This is a genomic window from Arthrobacter sp. ISL-85 (assembly GCF_018613675.1).
GTDB lineage: Bacteria > Actinomycetota > Actinomycetes > Actinomycetales > Micrococcaceae > Arthrobacter.
In genome coordinates, this window is sequence record NZ_JAGGPQ010000036.1 from 1 (window position 1) to 21,565 (window position 21,565).

Here is a 21,565-nt window from a genome sequence, read left to right on the forward strand (position 1 = left end):
GGTACTTCACGGAGCGGCTGGGCATGCACCGGACGCTGGACCTGATCTACACGGCGGACCTGATTTCGGGCGCCGAGGCGGTGGCGCAGGGCATGTTCAGCCGCGCCATGCCGGCGGATTCGTTGCTGGAGTCGACGCGGCAGATCGTCTCGCGCGTGGCGGCCGGCGCGACGGGTGCGTTCGTTGCTTCGAAGGAACTGGTGGCGCACATCCGTGATCAGCGGCTGGGCCTGTGGCAGGCCATGCAGGAGGAGAACGAGGAGCAGGCCCGCCTCTGCAAGACCGAGGATTACACGGAGGGCTTCCGGGCGTTCCAGGAGAAACGCGAGCCGAAATTCACGGGAACTCGCCTCGCGTAATTCGCCTTTATGAAGCCTTGAAGAATTCTTGATTGAATCTTGCAGGGCGGTTGCAGAAATCTTTAATTGCGTTCGTAAGAGTAGGCGAAGCCGGGCAAACCGGCCGATGCGCCCTGCCGGTCTCAAATAGGCAGCCGCATCCGGAAACCTACTCTGGGGGCACAATTGTCTGAGGTTTTGAACGCGGAAGTCGATGGTCAGGAAGAGAACGGCTTCAGCCGTCGGAGGGTGGTCGCAGGGGTTGCATGGTCACTCCCGGTAATTGCCACGGCCATCGCGGCTCCTGCTGCGGCGGCATCGCCGCCGCCTATCAGTGCAACGGCAACATGGTCTTTCGGTGCTGCTCCTCAGTACTCCAAAATCGGAGGCGGAGGCAAAATATACGGTGGCGCTGCCCCCGCTACTCTTAGCCTGAAGAATACGGGGACCTCTGCATTTACAGGTACCGTCAGCTTGACGGTTACCTTCACCCCGCAGGGAACGGTACTTGTTGGAATCGGTGCGGAGTTGCTGACACCTGCCACATCATCCGGCGCAATTACCTACTCACAGCACCAGTCGACAAAGTCTTTTTCGTACAGCCTTACTAATTTTGGAGCGGGCCAGACACAGGTCTTTTCGATCACGTATAACTACGAATCGGTCAGTCCTAAACCAACTGGCGTTTCTTATTCTTTTGTCATGGGCACTTCGGTGATTCTTACAGCAAACATCGGTGGTTCCCTCACGCTGACCCCGACCGTAACCCCCGACCCCTACATCCAGTTCTAGCAATGGTCTGGAAACGTGGCGGCTCAGTCGCTGAAGTCTGCACAAAACCCCGGGCCCGTGTTGCCCTGCTGCACCTCGAGGCAACCCAGCCCGTGGTCCTGGAGGGAACAGCTGCGATCATCTGGGACCTGATTAATGGCCAGCGGAGCGCCCAGGATATCTTCGCCGAGCTTGAGGCCACCTTCGAGGACCAGTCGGGGCAGATGCAGGCGCAGGTGGAAGCATTCCTGGCAGGCCTCGAAGCGCAGCGCCTGATCGAGGCTGCCTCCGGCGCTAGCGACTAAGGGCATGACGTCTGCTGGAATCACAGGCAGCCCACATTTGGCGTGGGAGCAGCGTCTGTTCGACGAATTGGCGAGGGGCAGTGATCTGCTGAGCCTGGATGTCCTGGGGCAGCGGTTTGTAGTCCGCTGGGGCCGTGCAGTCATGTGGCAGCAGAGAGTGGCCATGAGCACAGCTTGGTCGCGGTGTGTTAGCGACGAAGAGCCCATCCTGCCGCCGGCTCCGGTGAAACCCACTGCCGAAAGTCCGTTCACAGCGTCCGTCATCTGTACGTCCACGAAGCATGAGGCCGGCATGTTCCATCTGGTGGCTGCGTCCTTCGAGGAACTGGCGGAAAACCTCACGTCGCGGCTCACTGTGGCCGCGATTTTGGCCAACGCTGGAGAACTCACAATGCTGCACGCGTGCGGCGTGGCGGACCCAGGTACAGGGGCGGTGGTGGCGTTGGTGGCAAAGTCCGGAACAGGCAAGACCACCGCAGCTTCCGTACTTGCCAGGACCTATGGCTACGTCACGGACGAGACCGTAGCTATTGCCTGGGACGGCACCGTGGTTCCCTATCCCAAGCCCCTGTCGGTCAAGCAGGGGGCTGGCGCACCCAAACGCCAGGCGGGACCGGACGAGTTCAGACTTCAGCTGGCTCCGGTCATGCCCTTTATCCAGTCCATCGTCCTGCTGAATCGTGTTCACGGGAACCCCACGGTGGCTCCTGTGCTGGAACGGGTACCGCTGGCCGATTCCCTGCTGGCACTGATCCCGGAGTCGTCCTCACAGGCTGAAGTGGTGGATCCGCTGCAGTCGCTTTGCCGCCTTATCGAAAGTGTTGGGGGAGTGTGGCAGGTGACCTATTCGGAGGCGGTCGATCTTCCCGTGGCCCTGGAGCTCCTATTCCGGCTGCAGCCGGTGTCAGAGACAGAATGGGAGGCCGCCGCAGAAGGAATTGCCCAACAAGCACCTATTCCAGCCGGCAGCATCCAGCGCAGGGCTCCTCAGGATGCGGTGGCCATCGAAGACGACCTGTTGGTCATGTTGGACCGCGAAATAGTGCGGCTGAGGGGGATCGGACCGTCGATCTGGGAGGCCTGCTCCGGTCCCGTAAGGCTGGACGAAGTGATTGAGCACGTCGGCAAGACGCATGGCACACCGGAAGGTTACCGAGATGCCATTGCCGGAGCGGTAGAACAGCTCCTCGCAAAGTCGATTTTGGAACGCGGCGAATACTGATCTGCCTGCATGCAGCACACACGAACTTGAACCTAAGGAACCACCATGAGCACAGCAACCACGCCTCCGGACGCGCCGCAAGCGGCCCTGGACCTGGCTGACTACCTGAACGTCCTCCGGGTGTACTGGAAGGCCATCGTCGCCTTCACCCTGCTGGCAACACTGGCAGCCGCCGGATGGACGGTTCTCCAGCCGAAGATCTACTCGTCCGATTCAAGCGGCATTGTGGTCACCCCGGGCTCGGACAACGTGAGCTTGGCACTGGCCGGCGACAGCTTGGCCAAGGCCAAGGTCAAGAATTATGAGTCCGTCGCAAAGTCACGGCTCGTCGCGGACCGGGTTATCCAAGCCTTGGACCTGAAAACTACTGCCGACGCCCTCCTTGGCAGCACCAGTGTCAAAGTACCGCTGGACACGGCCGAGATCACGGTCACCGCGCAGTCCACGGATCCCGCAACTGCTCAGCGGGTGGCCGATGCCTGGGTCAACGGTCTCGCCGCCCAGGTGGAGGCCATTGAGACGGCGCCCTCCGGCGACGCAGCCGGACAGACCAGCGCTGTGGCAACGCCCGAGGCCGGGTCGTCAACGAATGCAGACACGGCCGTCCGTGTTCTCCCGTTGGGCAAAGCTTTGCTCCCCACCAGCCCCACGTCACCTAACACCAAGGTCAACCTGGCGCTCGGCGCCCTCGTCGGGCTGGCCCTTGGCGTGGCTTACGCGCTGATACGCCGGCACCTGGACCGGCGCATTCGGAAGGCTGCGGACATTGAAGGGTTGTTCGGCGTTCCAGTGATTGGCACGCTACCTGTGGACCGCCGCTTGGATGGGAAGAGCACCATCGTGGACGCCGGCACCGCCGCACAGCTCCATGACGCTGGCGGGGCCATGGCCGAGGCTCTCCGCGAGCTGCGGACCAACCTGAGCTTCCTTGACGTGGACCAGCCGCCCCGGGTCATTGTGGTGACCAGTTCAATGCAGGCGGAGGGCAAGTCAACGGTAACGGCCAATTTGGCGGTCACTATGGCTGCGTCAGGCGAAAACGTCGTGGTAGTCGACGGCGACCTCCGCAGGCCCACGCTGATGGATGTCTTCAACCTGGTTCCGGGAGTTGGGGTCACCGATGTGCTCACGGGCACAGCCGAACTTGTTGACGTCCTCCAGCCCTGGGGTGCGCTGCCCAACCTCTCAGTCCTGGGATCGGGCCGTATCCCGCCGAATCCCAGCGAGCTCCTCGGATCCCGAGCCATGAAGAACATGCTCACTACCTTGGCCAAGGATGCTATCGTCCTGATCGACGCGCCGCCGCTTCTTCCAGTGACTGATGCAGCGGTCCTCTCGCGCGCCGCAGACGGCGCCATTGTGGTGATTCGGACCGGCAAGACCACCCAGGAGCAGCTAGACCAGTCCCTGGGGAACCTTGAGAAGGTCAAGGGGCGGATCCTGGGGGCTGTTCTCAACTACGTTCCTCTCAAGGGAAGGGACGCTTACTCCTACTACGGAACATATGCTTCGGCGCCCACACCGTCGTCTGCGGAACCTGAGCCCGTCGACGACAGGACGGGCGAGGACACCTTGGATGTACTGGAAGCCGCCCACGGCGGCCGCAGGGCGAGGATCTAGGCGTCCCATGACGTCCGCTGGCCAGGAAACCCAGCTCAGGATCCCGGAAGGCGTACTCCTGGGCCATGCCCTTGTGGCGCGCTTGGCGGACAGTTTGGGAATACGGGTCTTCTTTATCAAGGGACCAGCCAGCGTCATCCAGGGGCTGCGTCCTGCCAAAATATCGGCAGACGTGGACGTCTTCGTTGCACCCTCCGACCTCGACGCTCTAATGCAAGCCCTGCAGAGCCGAGGCTGGCGGGAGCGCCCGTCGGATCCAGACAACATCACCTTCCCAAAACACTCGGTGACCCTCGATCACCTAGCGTGGCCCTGTTGCATTGACGTCCACTTCCGCTTTCCAGGAATGGAAGAACCAGCCGGCAGTTGCTTCGAGACCTTGTGGGCGAACACCATCCACATGCAACTCGCAGGGCAGCGGCTGAAAGTCCCAACGAAGGTACTTGGGACCTTGTTTCTGGCGCTGCACGCCTTGCGCTCGCCCGAGCTGCCTGCCTGTCGCGAGGAGCTTCAGTACCTGGCGGCCCTCACTGGGCGGGAATCCCAGTCGGAGGCGATCCTGGAACTCGCTACGGCCACGGCCGCCTTGGCCGCCGTCAGGCCCTTTCTTGAAGGTCTTATTCCGGAAACGATTGTCCCTGTTTGGCCGGAGCCCTCCCGGGAGTGGCGCAACCGTGTTGCCGCGCGGGAGCCTGGAAGCGCACGTTTCATTGCCATCGCTCAGGCTCGGTGGAGGAATAAACCAAAGATGCTGTGGGAGGCAGTCTTTCCACGCGCCGAAGTCTTCCTGAGCGGGAACCGCTATGCGGACATGTCTCCGGCAGGACGGCTGAGACTACACCGTGTCAGGTGGGCGCGGTTTCTTCGGGCAGTTCCGCGCCTGGTTCGGGACCTTCGTCGCAACTGATGAACATACATCCAATTGCCGGTTACGCCACTAAGTTTGTTAAGGTTCAGCTATGACTACGGGGAAAGCGATCACCAAAGCCGTCATTCCTGCTGCCGGATTGGGAACACGCTTCCTGCCCGCCACAAAGGCAATGCCGAAGGAAATGTTGCCGGTGGTTGACCGCCCGGCCATCCAGTACGTGGTGGAGGAAGCGATTGATGCAGGCCTCTCGGACCTCCTGATGATCACCGGCCGCAACAAGCGCGCACTGGAGGATCACTTCGACCGCGAACCCGGCTTGGAGGCCGCCCTTGAAGCCAAGGGGGACAAAGACAAGCTGGGCCAGGTGGAGTACGCCTCCAACCTGGGCCCCATCCACTACGTCCGCCAGGGCGAGGCCAAGGGCCTCGGCCACGCAGTTCTCTGCGCGCAACAGCACGTGGGTGACGAGCCCTTTGCCGTGCTCCTGGGTGACGACCTCATCGACGAGGCCGAGAACCTGCTGAGCAGCATGATGGAAGTGCAGCAGAAGACCGGCGGTTCGGTCATCGCCCTGATTGAGGTCGATCCGTCGCAGATCAGTGCCTACGGGTGCGCAGACATCACCGGCGTGGAAGGTGAGGACTACGTCCGCGTCAACAGCCTGGTGGAGAAGCCCGCCGTCGGCGAGGCACCGTCCAACCTTGCCGTGATAGGCCGCTACGTGCTGCACCACTCCGTGTTCGGCGTCTTGGAAAAGACCGAGCCTGGCCGCGGTGGCGAGATCCAGCTAACCGATGCCCTGCAGACCCTCGCTGCTGGCGAGGGCGAAGGCTCGGGCGTGTACGGCGTTGTCTTCAAGGGCCGCCGGTATGACACCGGTGACAAGCTGAGCTACCTCAAGGCAGTCATCACCCTCGCGTCCGAGCGCGTGGAGTTCGGCGAGGACCTGAAGACCTGGATGAAGAGCTTCGTCGGGTAGTCCTGGCGTTACATGTAGGTCCAGCCACTGTTAGTGGCTGGACCTACATGTCTAGAGAAAGAAGTCAGAGATCAACGGGTTAGGAGTTGCAGTCGCTCACCGGAAGTCTCGGCACTTTCTGCCAGAAGCTCGAACAGATATTTGCCGTAGCCGCTCTTGACAAGCGGTTCGGCACGATCCCGCAGTTCGTCATCAGTTAGGAACCCCAGACGCCAGGCGATTTCCTCCGGGCAGCCGATGGAGAGTCCCTGTCGGTGCTGGACTGTCCGGACAAACTCTGATGCGTCGTTGAGGTCGTTGAAGGTTCCGGTGTCCAGCCAGGCGGTGCCGCGGGGAAGGATCTCCACCTGTAGCTTGCCCCTCTCCAGGTAGACGCGGTTGACGTCGGTGATTTCCAGCTCGCCCCGGGCGGAGGGCTTTAGGTGGCGGGCAATCTGCACTACGTCGTTGTCATAGAAGTAAAGCCCAGGCACTGCATAGTGGCTTTTGGGCTCCGTAGGCTTCTCCTCGAGGGAGACCGCACGCCCGATCTCATCGAACTCCACTACGCCGTAGGCAGAGGGATCGGCGACGCGGTAGCCGAAGACAGCTCCCCCATCGATATTTTCGAACCGCCGCAGTTGGGTTCCCATGCCCTGGCCATAGAAAATGTTGTCGCCAAGCACCAGGGCGACGGAGCCGTCACCAATGTGCTCAGCCCCAAGGACAAAGGCCTGAGCCAGGCCGTCCGGCGAGGGCTGTTTGGTGTAGGTGATATTGACACCGAAGCGGGTGCCGTCGCCCAGCAGTCGCTGGAACTGGTTTGCGTCGTGCGGCGTCGTGATGATCAGGATGTCCCGTATGCCAGCCAGCATGAGTGTGGACAGCGGGTAGTAGATCATGGGTTTGTCGTACACGGGGACCAGCTGTTTGCTGATGCCCAGAGTGATTGGATGAAGACGTGAACCGGTTCCCCCGGCGAGGATAATTCCGCGCATTGTCACATCTTCCGTGACAACTATAAACGGAATCAAATTTTGTCACGTCACGCAGTGTGGGGGACTGTCTCCGGCGTCGGCGCGAGCCCTCAATTTGCGCCGTAGCGACATCACCAGAAGGGCGCCCGTTGTCGCCCCTGCCGTGTTGGTGACAATATCTGACAAGGCTGCAAAGCGGTCGTGAAGAAACAGAAGCTGACCCAGTTCGATGCAACCTGAAAGTAGCGAACCAAGAGCTCCTACTTGCCACCAGAATTTTGTGGGAAAAGCCAAGCTGCCGAGTACTCCAAGCGGAAGAAACAGCAGGACGTTGGCGGTCGCTTCGACGAGCTTATAGTCCACCCACACGGGAACGCCGTGCCGGTGAAGAACATACAAAGTAGTTGCCAGCTGGGCCTGAACGGGCTGGTCTACAGGAGATGGCCAAAAAGCAATTAAGGCCACGGGAATGAGCATGGCCGCCAGAACCGTGCGCCAGAGCCCATGGTTCTGGAGGATGTTCAAAGACGCCTCAGGTCGTTCGGAGAAGGGCGAGCGCGGCGGTTCCGAGGGCACATGTGAAGAGTAGTCCCAGAAGCGCGTAGCGGAGTACCTGTAGGCGGGGGAGGGGGAAGGAAAAGTCGTGGTTTCGTGGTACTTTGCGCCAATGTCTCCCCATAGATTAAATAGATACCACACAAAGCAAAAGGTGGGTGCTCCTCCGATTCCGGAAGAGCACCCACCTTCGTTGCTGCTAAGAGGCGTTAGAGGTTAGGCAGCAGCCTCAGCCTTTGCGCGGCGGCGAACTACCACTACAGAGGTTGCGCCGGCAGCAAGTGCACCTGCACCGACCAGGGTCCAAAGAATCAGGCCGGGATCGGCGCCAGTGCTGGCAAGGCTACCGGTGTTAGCCAAAGCGGCACCGCCGTTTGCGCCGGCGGTGGAGCCGCCGGTGTTTGCCAGGGAAGCTGCAACGGTTACCGTGACGGGGCCAACGGTGACACCGGAGGTGTTGCCGGTTGCGGTCAGGGAGTAGGTGCCAGCCTCGTTTATGGCGATCGGCAGGGAGAAAGCACCTTGGGCGTCAGCCGTAGTGGTCAGGGTCTGCGCCTCCGCCACAACGTTGATGCGAGCGGCAACCGCGCGGCTACCTGCGATGTTCGCACCATTGGATGCGGGAGCTTGGCCCGGCGTCACGCGGATGGTCAGTGACTCTCCGGCAAGGAAGCCCTGGCCCCGGAAGATAAAGGTTTCACCCGGGCCAACCGTTCCGTCGGAGACAGCTGCTTGAGGCGGCAGTGCCGGGTAGGTTGCGGCCATGGCGGGCGCAGACCCTACGAGTGCGATGGAGCCGGCAAGAGCGAGTGCTGCGAGTGTTTTCTTCATGTGTGTCCCCCCGGAGACGTTTAAGTTTTGATATCCGATTTAGGGGAGATGTCCCCTCCGCACGAGACCGAGTGCAGAACTACGGATAAATATCCCAAGAAAGACGCTACCATCTGTACCCAGCTCGGACCAAGTTCAATCCAGTCGGTTTACATAGAGTTAACGCGACCGTCAGTGGCCTTGAGCGCACGACGCAATCTCCGTTGGACGGATAACGTCCTTTACAGGCTGAACGGTGGGTGTGACAGCCAAGTTAGGTTCTGTGTGTTGGACGATTTTGCCGAATGTGAACTCCGCCGTTTTCGTTTCGCCAGGCGCAAGCCGCTGGGCGATCACGCCGACCGGTCTGTTGGCGTGCAGGTAGGGCGCAAAGGCGGTCTTCTGACCGTCGACGGACACCGATTCGACGTTTGCCTGCACTGGACCGTATGCGACGATGTTGGTCTGAATACTTCCAGCCGGTACTCCATAGGCCCCGCCTGCCGTCACGTATTCAGGCAGCACAGTTCCCGCATTTTTCGGAGCCGTGTTCGTACTGGTTACACGTACTAGGACCTCGGAGTACCCATCACTTGCACACTCTTTTACCAGCTGTACGCTTCGCTTCACGTAGTAGTCCATTTTTGCTCCGGTCCCATCGTTAAAGTAAACGCCGAATTCATTAGATGAGATGCTCGGGCCTGTAATTGCGCCGCTCAAGGGGTAGCGGGTGATGATGGATTCTTCCGAAGTGTTTCCAGACCAAACCAGAACACGGCCTTCTTCCACCCCTTTCATAAGTCCCGTGATAAGGCCTTGGCCGTCCCCCTTGCCCTTGGATAGAGTGTCGAAGACCTCTTGGGCGACTCCCGCGAAGTAGGCATCTTGCAGTTTCGGCTGTTCAATTTTGGCGTAGACGTCGGACAGCATGGTCTGAACCACGTTAGATCCACTTAGTTCGGTGGGTAGCCCGGCGTTTGCCGCGACCATCATTCCAGCGCCAGAAATTTTCACAGGCCCGGTTGCTTGTAGAATGTAGCTCAGGACAACGGGATCAATAGAAATCACACCGTCAACGTGCTGCCCAGTCTTTCGTTCCCACATTGCCTGTGCGGTTGAAGCTGCTGTGGGGAAATCAGGGGTCAGATTGACGTCCTGCATATATTTCCCAAGCCGGCCTGAATATATCTGCTGTTGTTCCGCATCAACAGGGAGCACAGGATTCATGGTCCCGACATCACCGGCGCTGCTCTGGCTTCCAAGGGACAGTTTTCCCTTCGTGAAGTTGACGACAGCAAGCGCGCCAGGAATCCCCCCGGACGCACGAGCTTCGGCATTGTTTTGGATCATCAGAAGGTAGTTGCGTGGGGACTCAACACCGAGCATCCCCGGAATGAGGCTGGATGCACTCGCCGCGACTCCGAGCGTTTGATCGGCATCTGCCAGCTGGTTGCGGGTACGGTCCAGAGCGTCTGCGACGGGGGGCAGCAGGAAAGCTGATTCAACGCCGCTCAGCCTTTCGGCAGACGCGCTAACCGTATGGGCGGCGATTGCGACGCTCGGGGCAGCAGCACGAAGAGGCTCAAGGTCGGCGCCCTGAGCACTTGGCACAACGGTATTCCAGTCGAGAGATGCGAAGACTTTGACCAGGGGATCGACAGCAAAGGTGGCTACGTCGTCAGCCGATCTAGTAATTTCAGCGGCTGCGCCGAGATTAGGTCCAATCCAAGGGAGAGTTGATGCAAGGGTCCACAAAGGATCAGAAGCGGCCTCCCGGGCGGAAACCGTATGGGATCTCAGTTGGTCAACTTTCAACGCGGCATCGGCCGGGCGATTTGAGGAGATGTCTTGCTTTAGACCGGGGAGAACATCCGCAGCAGCCTGTAATTCGTCGTGCACGGCTAGGGCCCTAAAGCCGACCCAAATCGCGGAGCCAAATACGATCGCTAAAACGGCAAATACAACGACAAGAACACGTTTCCGTCTTCCACTCATTGACGGATTCTTCTTTTTGGGCAGATGCCTTTGTCGCTTACCGAGACGGCTCTCGTCTGTGTCAGTCATGTCGAGAGACCTTCCATTCTGTTGGCCCAGTGGAAATGGTCACTCTGGGCATTAATAAGTTAGCCCAGCTTCTGGGCCTCAATAGCAGGAAATAAGAGCAATCGCTAGTAAGCTCCGGTGCCGCCAAAAACAGCTCTTACAGTTCGAAGCAGGATGATTACGTCCGTCGCCAGCGACCAGTTCTCAACGTAGTACAAGTCAAGCCGAACCGAATCCTGCCACGACAGATTGGACCGGCCACTGACCTGCCAAAGCCCTGTGAGTCCAGGCTTCACCAACAAACGTCGGCGCACGTCGTGTTCGTAGTCCTCCACTTCTCTGGGCAGGGGCGGCCTTGGGCCAACAAGGCTCATGGAGCCGGCAAGAACATTGAATAGTTGGGGCAGCTCGTCAAGGCTGTACTTGCGCAGGACGCGACCGGCACGAGTCACGCGTGGGTCGTCTCTCATCTTGAAGAGCACTCCATCGGACTCATTCAACTCTGACAGCCCCGGGAGCCTTTGCTCTGCGTCAACAACCATGGAGCGGAACTTGAGCATTCTGAAGGTGGCGCCTTCAATGCCCACTCGCTCCTGGCGGAACAGAACCGGCCCCGGGTTATCGAGCTTGACTATTGCAGCCAGTATTAGCATCAAGGGTGAGGCTACGACGACTAGCAATCCCGAAACGGTAAGGTCGAACAATCTCTTTGCGACCTTCTGACCACCTTCAAGGGTAGGCGTCGTAACGTGGATGAGAGGAAGACCTGCAACCTGTTGCGTATGGATCCTTGGTCCTGCGACATCAGTCAATGCCGGAGCCATAATGAGCCCGATGTTCCGAGCGGCGAGTTCCCAGCCCAAGTGTCGCAGAGTTTGAGGGTGTAATTGCACGCCGGCGGACACCGCGACCGCGTCGGCCCTACAATGTTCAATCGCCTCCAGAATGGATGCGGCGTCGGGTTTGTGTCCTAGTACACAAAGACCGGACTGCGGCTCAACATTGAAAGCCTCGCTCCCGCCGGGTGAGTACGCAGCAACAGGCAAGTAGCCTGCCTGCTTGGCACGGTCCAGTGAGGCGGCGAGATGGGCGATTGCCCCGGGTCCTCCAAGTAACAACAAACGTGACATGCTGCCGCCTTTTTGGCGGTCAACATTTAGATGCTGTCGGAATAACCAGCGTGCCAAAAGCAGCCCCATCAAGCCCACGGGCAGCGCGATCCCAACGTAACCGCGGGCTGTGTCTATCCGTAGCACATACGAGAAAATCGCAACGACGCCAAAGAGCCAAAGCGAGGCCGCTGCTACGCGTTTGTACTCGTCGGGGCCAGCGCCGAGGATTCTGCTCTGTCGGGTGCTCCAAGCACCGAGCATCACCCACCAGGCAACCCCAAGGCCCACTGACAACCAGAAGTAGTTCAGTTCTTGACCGACAACAACGAAGTCCGGTTCGAACCCAAAGCGAACAACATAAGCTCCGCTTACCGCCCAACAAATTACAAATGCGTCAGCAATGCGCAGTGTGCGGGAAGTCCGCACACGCCAGTCGGGCAGCATCCCCAATTAATATCCCCAAAAAAGTCGATCGGAACTAGTAGGGGTCACCCCTTGGCTAGGATACAGGCTGCCGATACACCGGTAGCAATGTTGCCGTGGGTAACAGTTCTGAGATCATGCTCCCGCCGCCGGAGGGCGAAGTTCGGTAGTTCAGACCTTCGTTTGCGGTGTCCAGGAACAAGCGGAATGATGCGCTGAGCGCCTCCTCTGGCTGTGCTGTCGATGCTTGGCGTCCAGGCAAGAGTGTACTAGGCAACGTCCGGCGGGACATTCGAGAACCTCGGAATGGATCGCAAGTCGATCTCGTGGACGCTCCGCAGTTATGCCGCTGGTACAGCCTCCACCTTGCTCTTGGCGTCGTGCCAGAATGTAGTGGGCTGAGCGGACTCGGCCCTTCAAGATACGAAAGAACAGGTTTATGCCAAAATCAGTAGCGATCATTGGTACTCGGGGATACCCCAGCTACTACGGTGGCTTTGAAACTGCCGTCAGAAAGTTGGCGCCATTTCTGGTCGACGCTGGCTGGTCCGTCCGGGTATACGGGCGCAAAGGCAGCACAAAACCTGAGGATTCTACTCGGGATACACGTGTTCATTCGACTGATACGCCGGGCTGGGATAACAAGTCTCTGAGCACTTTGACATTTGGTCTTACAGCTTTTTGCCATGCACTTTTCCATCGCCCTGATGTTGCCCTCATTATGAATGTGGCTAATGGCTTTTGGTTGCCGCTGCTTAGGCTCCGCGGAATACCCTCCGTGGTCAACGTTGATGGGATCGAATGGGAGCGTGCCAAATGGGGGCGTTTGGCGAAAATTGTATTCAAGCTCGGCGCTTATTTCACAGCAAGATTTGGTACCGTCCTAATCAGCGACTCAAAGGAAATCCAGAGACGCTGGAAGCTTGAGTTCAAACGCGACAGTGTGTTTATCCCCTACGGCGGGGAATTTCCAGATCCTTTGCCTATTGCTGACGGGCTCACAGAGGGCAGTTACGCCCTGATGGTCGCACGCTTTGTACCCGAGAACACGGTGTCGGAGTTCTTTGCTGCATGCGAGGACATCGCGCGAGACCATCCCGTCGTCATTGTTGGATCGTCTGGCTACGGGGGAGAGTTGGAATCGGCGGCCGCGAACCTCACTTCCAGGTATCCAAATGTGACGTGGCTCGGGCATGTTAGCGACGACACGAAACTCATGTCGCTCTGGCAACACGCAGGTGCCTATTTTCACGGTCACAGTGTGGGCGGAACTAATCCTGCTTTGGTCCAAGCTATGGCTTGTGCGTCCCCGGTCGTGGCCCGAAAAACCCCGTATAACCTCGAAGTTCTCGGCAACGGAGAGTATCTTGTGGACCCAGACTCGGCTGCCGTTGCAGCTGGTGTCCGAAGGATGCTTATCAATCAGGAAGAACGAAATGCCGCGAAGGTCTACAACCGAGACCGGGCGTGGAAGTACTACAACTGGAGGGGAGTCTGCGAAGCCTACGAGCGTGTAATTTCAGAAGTTTCCGCTCTCAACCGCCGGGAAGGGTTTCAGTTGGCTCAGGCTCCACTAGAGGTTGATGAGGCGTCTCCGTCTACCCGTCTCGATCCGTGACGTCGGCGACTGAAATGACTGTTGATGCAGATCTTCAAAGATCGCCGAGAAATATTAGGATTCGGCCGGAGTTGCGGGCAACCCAAGTACAAGAAGCCCACGAAATGGTTCCCGCGATCACACTCTATTTTTCTGAAAAATATGACTTAGGCAATACAGTATTGGATGCGAGTTTCCGTAAGGTTAATTTATTACAAGCGCTCAAATTTATTGTCTTGAGTAAGGCTAAAATCCTGGAGGTGCCCGAGCCGTTATGGGTTCGATTTCTACCCAAAAATCTGGTCATCCTAACGGTCTGGAGGTTGTCTAGACTGTTCAAGGATAGGTCGCGCTTGGCCGTCACGTATGCTATCGAGAATAACGACCTAGGACGCCTTCTCACTCCTAAATTGAAGTTGCCCCCGTTTGCTTTGCGCTTTGCCGGCGCGTTTCTCGGAGTCGTCATTAACACCCTGATCGATCGTATTGCATTTGGAAGTGCAGGCTCATCGGCCCTCTACAATTCGCTGATGAGAACATCATCAGTTTCACAGTGTCTTTTTGAAGAAATCCCGGCGCCATCGGAATTTGTATCGGAAACGGCTACTCCGCGAGCCATTTTCATTGGTGAGTTAGATGACCGAAAGGGCATTAACCATGTTATGGACGCATGGCCACATGTTGAAGAGACGGTGAAGGGCGCAACTCTCACCATAATCGGAGGTGGTCCCTATTCAGAAAGAGTCTCCAACTGGTGCAACCAGCGACCAGATACCAGGATCTATTTGGGGTTTCTTCCGCACCAAGAGGTGAATCAACATCTGCGGGAATGCGGAGTTTTGGTAGCGCCATCCCGGCGTTCCGGGCGATGGCGGGAGCAGATTGGACTGCCAATTGCCGAAGGTTTAAGTCATGGTCTAACTATAGTGACAACCGATGAAAGCGGGCTGGCAAGTTGGTTAGCGGCCAACGGGCATACCGTGATTAAGGAGGCCCAGGTCGAGTGTGAATTGGCTGATGCTCTCAGCAGTGCCCTGCGCGAACCACTCACCCCCTTCGCTGTCACAAAGTCGCTACCCCCTGTTCCAGGCAGAATTCAGGCTGACAGATGGCTGCACAGATAATGGTTGCGAGAAGGATATTTCTTAAATGAGTGCTCTAAATTTTGCTGCGGTTGTAGTACATCACCGTAGCCCTGAAACTCTGAGGGCCACAGTTCACCGGCTAATTTCTGAGGGCCTGGAACCGGAAAACGTTTTGGTCGTCGATAACAGCGAGGAGCCGGGCCGAGTTAATACAGTCAGGGAACTTCTGCCAGTCGGCGTGCATATCATCTTCACACCCAACTCTGGCTACGGTGCGGCGGTTAACCGTGGCGTAATGTGGCATAAACGAAACACTTCATCCACTGAATACCTGTTGGTATCCACTCATGAAGCCCTCCCGGAGGCGGGGTCGCTGCGTAAGCTCGAGGAAGTGTTGGATGCTCATCAAGCGACAGCATTAGTGGGACCCGCACTCATTACTGGCCCAGACTCAGACGTCATCTGGTCATTGGGCGGTTTTTTCTCTAAATGGTTGGGCTTGCCAAAGCATTTCGCGCATAAAGCGCCAATATCTGAAATGAAGGACGCTGAGCCTAAAACTGTTGACTGGTTGGACGGTGCATTCCTGCTATTTCGAAGGGCTGTGCTAGAGGCTTATCCTTTAGACGAGGATTTCTTCCTGTACATGGAGGAGACAGATCACCACCAAGAGATTCGGCGCCAGGGGTGGGAGATTCGTTTGGAACCGGCAGCAGTGGTCTGGCAAAGCTCGGGCGGCACGCCTGCTTTCTATCAAACCCGCAACATCCAACTCTTTCAGGCAAAGAACGGTTCGAAGCTGCAAGCGCTGTTTTCTGCTCCTTGGATAATTGCCAAGACAATTATCCGTGACACGCTGCGCCGTAGAGGTCTCTCTACTTGGAAGCCCCTCTTAGCCGGATGGAAGGCAGGATGGTTGATGCAGAAGGCCAAGCAGAACGAAGCGAAGATTCTGCTAATAAATCCGCTCGGTGGCGCTCTCGCCCATTACACCAGAGCGCTATTGGAAACATTGGATTTGACAGGCGCCGATGTTCGGCTAATTGAAATTAATGAACCCTCCATATCGGGCAATAGGCGGAGTCAATGGCTGCTTAGCTACTTGCGCTTGCTTGCCAAGAGCCGTGAATTTGGTCAAAGCCGGCAAAATCGAGTACTTGTCGTGTGGCCCGTTTTAGGGTTCCTTGACCTCTTGCTCGTCCGCCTGCTTTGCGGCGTCAGGTCATCACTTATCTACCACGACCCGAAGCCGCTAGTCCGGGCGGTGGGAAGCAGCCCTCTACTCGCTCAATTTGTATTTCGCCTGCCCAGCCTCCCGAGCGTCATAGTTCACAGCCAAGCAGCCGCGGAGGCCATGCAGGGGTTGGGGTTCAAGTCGACATTACACTTGCTAGCCCATCCAATGCTTCCTCCAGTTGACTCAGAAAAGGATGTCCGTGATCGGACCAATGAACGTCCCGTCGTCCGAGTTCTCGGCCAATATAAACGCGATCGAGATCTAGGCGTCCTGGTAGCTCTGGCTGAGGAACTTGGGTCCGAAGCAGATTTGGAAATCATTGGAAGGGGATGGCCAAGTCTGAGGGGTTGGAAGGTTGATCCTCGTTTCGTCTCGGAACGAGAACTGGATGGGTTCATAGAGAGTAGCGACGCTATTGTTATTCCGTACCTCCGTTTTTATCAGAGCGGCATTGCACTGCGGGCCTTGGAACGAAAGACACCAATAGTGGGCCGTGCTGCGACCAGTTTGGGGGACCTCTATGGCCCCGAATCGAAATTATTGGTCCATGAAGATCCCCGGACGGGGCTTATCCAACCTACCGCCTGGGCTCAAGCCGTCAGGTACGCGGTCCGTGCCGGCCGTGACGACGCGATAGAGGCATCACACAGGTATCACGAGATTGCAGTTTCCGACTGGGACTCATGGAACCAGGCCAGCGGACCAATGACTAAGGGGTTATGGAAATGACGTCCTATACGCTACTCGCATTGGGCCCCTCATCCCCTCATACCGACTCTGAATGGCTGAACCATCCGCAGATTACGGCGGTATTTCAGCACCGTCCTGCCGCTCCCAATGGCAAAAGGCTGGGCTCAAGAGTTCTGGGGATTGGACTGGACGCGCTGATCTTAGCCGTCCGAACTCTAAAACCCTCTGTCAAAGGCCCATACATTGCGAACAACCCGTGGATTGGAGCTGCGCTGCGACTAACGGGGCGGACGAATTTTATTGTGACAGGTATCTATGCCGAGCCTTCAAGCCGGAGTTGGAAGGTACTGCGTAAGCTCATTGGTGGCGCGCGCGTCATTGCCCTGTCCAAGTCGGAAATTGGTCCCTGGAACGCTGATGGCGGAAATGCCCAAGCCGTTTTGTACGGGAACTCCTTCGGCTATCCTCTACAAGAACCTTCGCCGCATTTCCATATCTTTGTTGGCGGTACTTCTGATCGCGATCCCGGCATTATCAGCGAACTGGTGGAAGAAGTGCTGAGGAGTCGTACTCCAGTCCGGTTGACCCTTGCCACAGGAGAACCCGCTTCTGAAACCCAGCGCAACGGCAACGTTATCAAGCGTCCTGGTTACTTGAGCCAACACGACTTTGGCCAGTTGCTGAGCACTGCGTCCGTTGTTTTTCTTCCCATCGCCCAAGGAACCAGAGCGGCGGGCCATATGGTTCTGGTCGGTGCTTTGGAAAGCGGCATACCCGTTTGTGTAACTCCAAGCGAGGGAATGAAGGAATACGTTATCGGGCCCGCCGTAACCTTATGCGACCCCACCCGACCGATACTTCCTCAGCTTCGACTGCTGGCCAGCAAGCCTCACCTACAGTCAGGTGAGATACGAGAATTTTGGGCTGATACTTTCAGTCTAAAAAGCTACATTGCCAGAGTTGGCGAGTTGCTCGACTAATACCAAGCCATACTCCCGGTCTGGCGCCAGACTAGGCGCGTCAGATAAGACTGGTCACCCAAAAGGCCACGATTGCTGCGGAGACTAGACCGCTGACGACTGCCATCAGCCTATCTCGTAAGGCCGTGAGAATTAAGAAGCTCGTGGCCCCATCAACTAAGGCGTAGGCGCTAAGAAGAGCTATCAACCCGAACTTTTGCGAGGAAGCGGAAAATGCAACGCCCACAACAATTAAGGGGACGACGATGATTGTTATGCGGGATGAATTCGGTGGAAGAAAGCGAAACATCAAGCGTTGAGCTACCGAGGCGGAAGCGGAAGCAATAAGCCACAAGGCAACCACTGCTGCCTGAACCGCATACGTTGGGAATAAAGCGTAAATTACGATGACGCCCAGCAAGCCAGCAGTCCCTAATAGCAGCACCAGTAGTTTAAGGAAGCGGCGCGCAGCAGAAGGGGAATCGGTGCCTTGGTGGACAAGAAGCGGCATTACGGCGTTGACGAAAGTCGCAGCTACTGACCCCACGATCTTCATTGGTAGCGTAAGCAAGGTCAGTGTGGAGGGTGGGAGGACAAGTGCAAGTGATTGGACCACCATCAGTCCTCCATAGCCTACGAATGATTTAGTGAGGAACCACCAGTGGGCAGTATGACGGCGAGCTGGTGATCTGGGTAGATTATCGAGTACGTTTTGGCCAGCCTTCTGAGCTGTCATCAGAAGCAGATAGGCAACGTTTGCTGCCACCAGGCCAGTTAACATAGCCGTGACTGTCAGACTGGAATTCGACCAAGGTAAAAGCATCACTAGGGTTGCTAAAGCGTTCGCGGGTAGGGCTACTGCCGCCATCCAAGCGGGTTTACCTTCTGCTTCGGCAGCGACTGCAAGGAACCATAGGCGCGCCTGGATGAACGCATTACATGCAGCTAGCAGATAAACAGGTAGAACATCCAGTGATGACCGGCCCTGTATGGACAGCCAAAGGCACCCGAGAGCTATAGCTGCTGACGTCGCGACGGGAACCCAAAATTCGAAGCGCCTGGCCCCGCTTTTGGTGATTCGGTCGTCGTTCAGCAGCATCGGGTAAAGAACCCCGACAATTAATATTTGAATGGGCAAATTACCCAGGTTAAAAAGATAAAAATAGGCGTCTGTGGCATTACTGGGTCCGTACCTCCAAAGTAGGACGCCGAGCTGAAGTAAGCCGGAGGCCTGAGAGGCTAATGAAAGAACAGGGGCGCGGAGCTTTGAGTGGCGGACGAGTAGCTTTGTAAGCATGTTATAAATGATATTTCCTGACGGTCCGCTGCCGGAAAGTTCCGGAAACGATTCCCCGGACGAGTGCTGAAAGGCGTTGAAGACGATCCTCTTCGAAGAGCGCCACAATTATCAGCTTCCGGACTAGGACTCCGTAGGTGCCGACAATGCCCCGCTGTTGAACTCGAAGGTTTGCTTCTGATCGGCAGTGCTTCCTCGCGTAGTAAAGCATGTCTCTCGCCATGTGGTAACTACGGAATGGCGAGTAGTGATAGGCAGTAAAGGGCCCGTGCCTTGTGATCCGTCCAATCTCATGCAGAATTACGGCTGCACCCTCACGCTTAATTTTGTAGCCGTGCTCTCGGACCCGGATGCAATAGTCGAAATCGACGAAGTCGATAAACATCGCCTCGTCGTATCCTTCAACCGACTGCCAAGCCGCAACGCTGTAAAGAGCGCCGGACGTTATGCAGTAATTCACTTCGGACACTTCGGCATTCTGAACGGAAGCAGCTTTCTGTGAACGATCAACTACCGTGGGTGCGACAATCGCAACATCACTTTTGGCGTGTGACCGAAGCAGGTTGACGAGGTCTTTTGACGGGACTGTATCTTGGTCCAAAAGGACAACCCACTGCGCAAAACTCGCAGCCCAATTCATGATCTGGTTCAAGGCGTTGGCGATGCCGAGGTTCTCAGCGTTGGCAGTGAGTGTGACGTTTGGAAAGTTGCGAAGCAGGACGACAATTTCTTCAATATTGTCCGAGCCGTTGTCGACGACAATAGCTCTATCACATTGAGACGTCACAGATGTCAAGTTTTCCCACAGACGCTGGATGTCGGGATTGAACGTAACGACGCCTGCCGCGGCAACTGCTGCACGCATAACAGCTCCTCAGGTCTCTTCAGGGAGGCACCCTGCACTTGGATCCCCCACACTCGGCCACGGCGACGGTTCCGTGGGGATAGCACAACCCTAGCGCAGCGCTTGGGAGGATAAGACGGGGCGCTTTCGTTCCGGTCTTCGGATATCCGGTGGCACTTTATAACTACCGTAGAATGACCGGGTCGGCTCTTGCTATCTGGCTAGTGCCATCGACCGGCTAAAGGGGAATCAAGGTTTGGAACTCAGCGACTACCTGCGAATGCTCAGGCGAAGTTGGCTCCTGGTAGTCGCGTCTACTTTGATAGGACTCTTGCTGGGCGCTGCTGCCTCGTTGCTTACAAAACCCACGTACACCGCGGAGACACAGCTTTTTGTAGCGATACAGAACTCCGGAACGATACAGGAACTGCAGCAGGGCAACTCGTTCAGTCAAGCGCGCGTGCAGTCATATGTTGAGATTATTCATTCTCCTGTTGTGTTGCAGCCTGTTATTGATTCACTCGGCTTGCCCACGACGGCTGCGGAGTTGGCGACGCGCATAAAAGCCTCTTCCGATCTGGAAACTGTACTCATCAACATCTCGGCTAGTGATACTTCAGCGGTTCAGTCCGCGGCCATTGCCCAAGCCGTCGCCGCGAGTACCATATCCGCGGTGGATACACTAGAGAAGCCACAAACAGGCGGGTCGTCGCCGGTGCGCCTCTCGGTTATCAAGCCGGCCAGTGCGCCTCCCTCGCCGTCTGCACCCAACACGAGACTCAATGTACTGATAGGTTTCGTCGTCGGCTTGGGCGCTGGTTTGGGCGCGATGATGGTACGCGGTTCATTGGATAAACGAATTCGAGGAGAACTCGACCTTCGGACGGTTACGGACTGCCCTTTGCTTGGTGGTATTGCCTTCGACCAAGATGCAACCAAGAAACCGCTACTGACCCAGACTCCGCAGCAAAGCCCTCGCGCTGAGTCATTCAGGCAACTGAGGACCAACCTGAAATTTGCGAATGTATCCGGGGACGCGAAAAGCGTTCTGGTTACCTCCTCGCTTCCAGGTGAGGGAAAGAGCACGACCGCTACCAATCTTGCCATCGCGCTTGCGCAGGCCGGTGAGACTGTTTGCCTTGTGGATGCCGACCTGAGACGTCCAATGGTCGGTGAATATCTCGGTCTAGACCGGCACGCGGGGTTGACTACTGCGCTTGTGGGCGACGCCGATGTTAACGACTTACTGCATCAGTGGGGCGAGGATGATCTCTATGTCCTCACGTCCGGAGAGATACCTCCCAATCCGAGCGAGCTACTCGGTTCGGAGAGCATGCGTGTTCTCATCGACCGGCTCGAGCAAGTTTTCGATCATGTGATCATTGATGCTCCACCCTTATTACCTGTCACTGACGCTGCTGTCTTGGCGCAACGTGTCGGCGGTATCGTCCTCGTCGTGGGTGCCCAGAAGCTGAAGAACCAAGATCTCGAAAAATCGCTGGCTTCGCTTGAGCTGGTGGGGTCAAACCTGCTGGGAATTGTACTGAACAGGCTTCCGGCCAAGGGACCAGATGCATATGCATATGGTTACTACTCCCGCGACGAGGTGGCCTCGAATACCCGGCGGAATAGCAAACGTTCTTCCTTGTCTAATGCTTCCTCCTTTGAAGCTCAGCCGGACGGATCTTCCCGCCCTGCTACTATCTTTCCGGCGAATCTGGAGCACTGAGCGCCGCGCATAGCGTTGAATGTGCCGGGAACGTCATGAACTACTCGTACTCAGAAGTCTCAAGGACAGATCGTTAGAGTGCTTGGCCATGACACTGTTGCGCCAGTTAGCTTCTGATGCTG

19 protein-coding genes are annotated in these 21,565 nt (G+C 57.1%); 12 read left to right on the forward strand and 7 right to left on the reverse strand.

Annotation, left to right across the window (positions count from 1 at the left end; genetic code table 11):
* From J7I84_RS21145 to galU, 7 genes are all read left to right on the forward strand, one after another.
* Positions 1–359, forward strand: a 359-nt coding sequence (locus J7I84_RS21145; RefSeq protein WP_251046927.1) for an enoyl-CoA hydratase/isomerase family protein, incomplete at its 5' end; no start/stop codon positions are given.
* Positions 360–536: 177 nt separating this feature from the next.
* Complete coding sequence (locus J7I84_RS21150; RefSeq protein ID WP_214946511.1) at positions 537–1,130, forward strand: hypothetical protein; 594 nt, start codon at positions 537–539, stop codon at positions 1,128–1,130.
* A 2-nt stretch (positions 1,131–1,132) separates the two neighbouring features.
* Positions 1,133–1,414, forward strand: a complete 282-nt coding sequence (locus J7I84_RS21155; RefSeq protein WP_214946484.1) for a PqqD family protein — start codon at positions 1,133–1,135, stop codon at positions 1,412–1,414.
* Between the two features lie 163 nt (positions 1,415–1,577).
* Positions 1,578–2,636, forward strand: coding sequence for a hypothetical protein (locus J7I84_RS21160; protein WP_251046928.1), 1,059 nt, complete (start codon positions 1,578–1,580; stop codon positions 2,634–2,636).
* Positions 2,637–2,681: 45 nt separating this feature from the next.
* The gene (locus tag J7I84_RS21165; protein ID WP_214946485.1) at positions 2,682–4,256 is read left to right on the forward strand and encodes a polysaccharide biosynthesis tyrosine autokinase; all 1,575 of its coding nucleotides are present in this window, start codon (positions 2,682–2,684) and stop codon (positions 4,254–4,256) included.
* A 7-nt stretch (positions 4,257–4,263) separates the two neighbouring features.
* Positions 4,264–5,163 carry a nucleotidyltransferase family protein gene (locus tag J7I84_RS21170; RefSeq protein WP_214946486.1) on the forward strand — a complete coding sequence of 300 codons (900 nt, stop codon included), beginning with the start codon at positions 4,264–4,266 and terminating at the stop codon, positions 5,161–5,163.
* 52 nt (positions 5,164–5,215) lie between these two features.
* Positions 5,216–6,106 (forward strand): UTP--glucose-1-phosphate uridylyltransferase GalU, encoded by an 891-nt coding sequence (gene galU, locus J7I84_RS21175; RefSeq protein WP_214946487.1) that lies wholly within the window; start codon positions 5,216–5,218, stop codon positions 6,104–6,106.
* A 71-nt stretch (positions 6,107–6,177) separates the two neighbouring features.
* On the opposite strand, the gene rfbA is transcribed toward galU, so the two are convergent.
* The 5 genes from rfbA to J7I84_RS21200 form a co-directional block, all read right to left on the reverse strand.
* Complete coding sequence (gene rfbA, locus J7I84_RS21180) at positions 6,178–7,083, reverse strand: glucose-1-phosphate thymidylyltransferase RfbA (protein WP_214946488.1); 906 nt, start codon at positions 7,081–7,083, stop codon at positions 6,178–6,180.
* Positions 7,084–7,125: 42 nt separating this feature from the next.
* Positions 7,126–7,587 carry a VanZ family protein gene (locus J7I84_RS21185; protein WP_251046929.1) on the reverse strand — a complete coding sequence of 154 codons (462 nt, stop codon included), beginning with the start codon at positions 7,585–7,587 and terminating at the stop codon, positions 7,126–7,128.
* 246 nt (positions 7,588–7,833) lie between these two features.
* Positions 7,834–8,448: a peptidase gene (locus J7I84_RS21190; protein WP_214946489.1), complete on the reverse strand. Its 615-nt coding sequence runs from the start codon at positions 8,446–8,448 to the stop codon at positions 7,834–7,836.
* A 171-nt stretch (positions 8,449–8,619) separates the two neighbouring features.
* Positions 8,620–10,491 carry a DUF4012 domain-containing protein gene (locus J7I84_RS21195; RefSeq protein WP_251046930.1) on the reverse strand — a complete coding sequence of 624 codons (1,872 nt, stop codon included), beginning with the start codon at positions 10,489–10,491 and terminating at the stop codon, positions 8,620–8,622.
* A 104-nt stretch (positions 10,492–10,595) separates the two neighbouring features.
* On the reverse strand, positions 10,596–12,026 hold the full coding sequence (locus J7I84_RS21200) for a sugar transferase (RefSeq protein WP_214946490.1): 1,431 nt from the start codon (positions 12,024–12,026) through the stop codon (positions 10,596–10,598).
* A 418-nt stretch (positions 12,027–12,444) separates the two neighbouring features.
* On the opposite strand from J7I84_RS21200, the gene J7I84_RS21205 reads away from it, so the two are divergent.
* Genes J7I84_RS21205 through J7I84_RS21220 form a run of 4 tightly spaced genes read left to right on the forward strand, consistent with a single transcriptional unit; the run spans position 12,445 to position 17,594 of the window.
* The gene (locus tag J7I84_RS21205; RefSeq protein ID WP_214946491.1) at positions 12,445–13,623 is read left to right on the forward strand and encodes a glycosyltransferase; all 1,179 of its coding nucleotides are present in this window, start codon (positions 12,445–12,447) and stop codon (positions 13,621–13,623) included.
* Positions 13,624–13,637: 14 nt separating this feature from the next.
* The gene (locus J7I84_RS21210) at positions 13,638–14,726 is read left to right on the forward strand and encodes a glycosyltransferase family 4 protein (RefSeq protein ID WP_214946492.1); all 1,089 of its coding nucleotides are present in this window, start codon (positions 13,638–13,640) and stop codon (positions 14,724–14,726) included.
* Between the two features lie 25 nt (positions 14,727–14,751).
* Positions 14,752–16,653 (forward strand): glycosyltransferase, encoded by a 1,902-nt coding sequence (locus tag J7I84_RS21215; protein WP_214946493.1) that lies wholly within the window; start codon positions 14,752–14,754, stop codon positions 16,651–16,653.
* Positions 16,644–17,594, forward strand: a complete 951-nt coding sequence (locus J7I84_RS21220) for a hypothetical protein (protein ID WP_214946494.1) — start codon at positions 16,644–16,646, stop codon at positions 17,592–17,594. The genes J7I84_RS21215 and J7I84_RS21220 overlap by 10 nt, the downstream gene beginning before the upstream one ends.
* Positions 17,595–17,634: 40 nt before the next feature.
* On the opposite strand, the gene J7I84_RS21225 is transcribed toward J7I84_RS21220, so the two are convergent.
* Positions 17,635–18,870, reverse strand: coding sequence for a hypothetical protein (locus J7I84_RS21225; protein WP_214946495.1), 1,236 nt, complete (start codon positions 18,868–18,870; stop codon positions 17,635–17,637).
* A gap of 1 nt (position 18,871) precedes the next feature.
* Positions 18,872–19,735, reverse strand: coding sequence for a glycosyltransferase family 2 protein (locus J7I84_RS21230; RefSeq protein ID WP_214946496.1), 864 nt, complete (start codon positions 19,733–19,735; stop codon positions 18,872–18,874).
* Between the two features lie 259 nt (positions 19,736–19,994).
* Between J7I84_RS21230 and J7I84_RS21235 the strand changes: the two genes are divergently transcribed.
* Positions 19,995–21,443 carry a polysaccharide biosynthesis tyrosine autokinase gene (locus tag J7I84_RS21235; RefSeq protein ID WP_396020100.1) on the forward strand — a complete coding sequence of 483 codons (1,449 nt, stop codon included), beginning with the start codon at positions 19,995–19,997 and terminating at the stop codon, positions 21,441–21,443.
* Positions 21,444–21,565 lie beyond the last annotated feature (122 nt).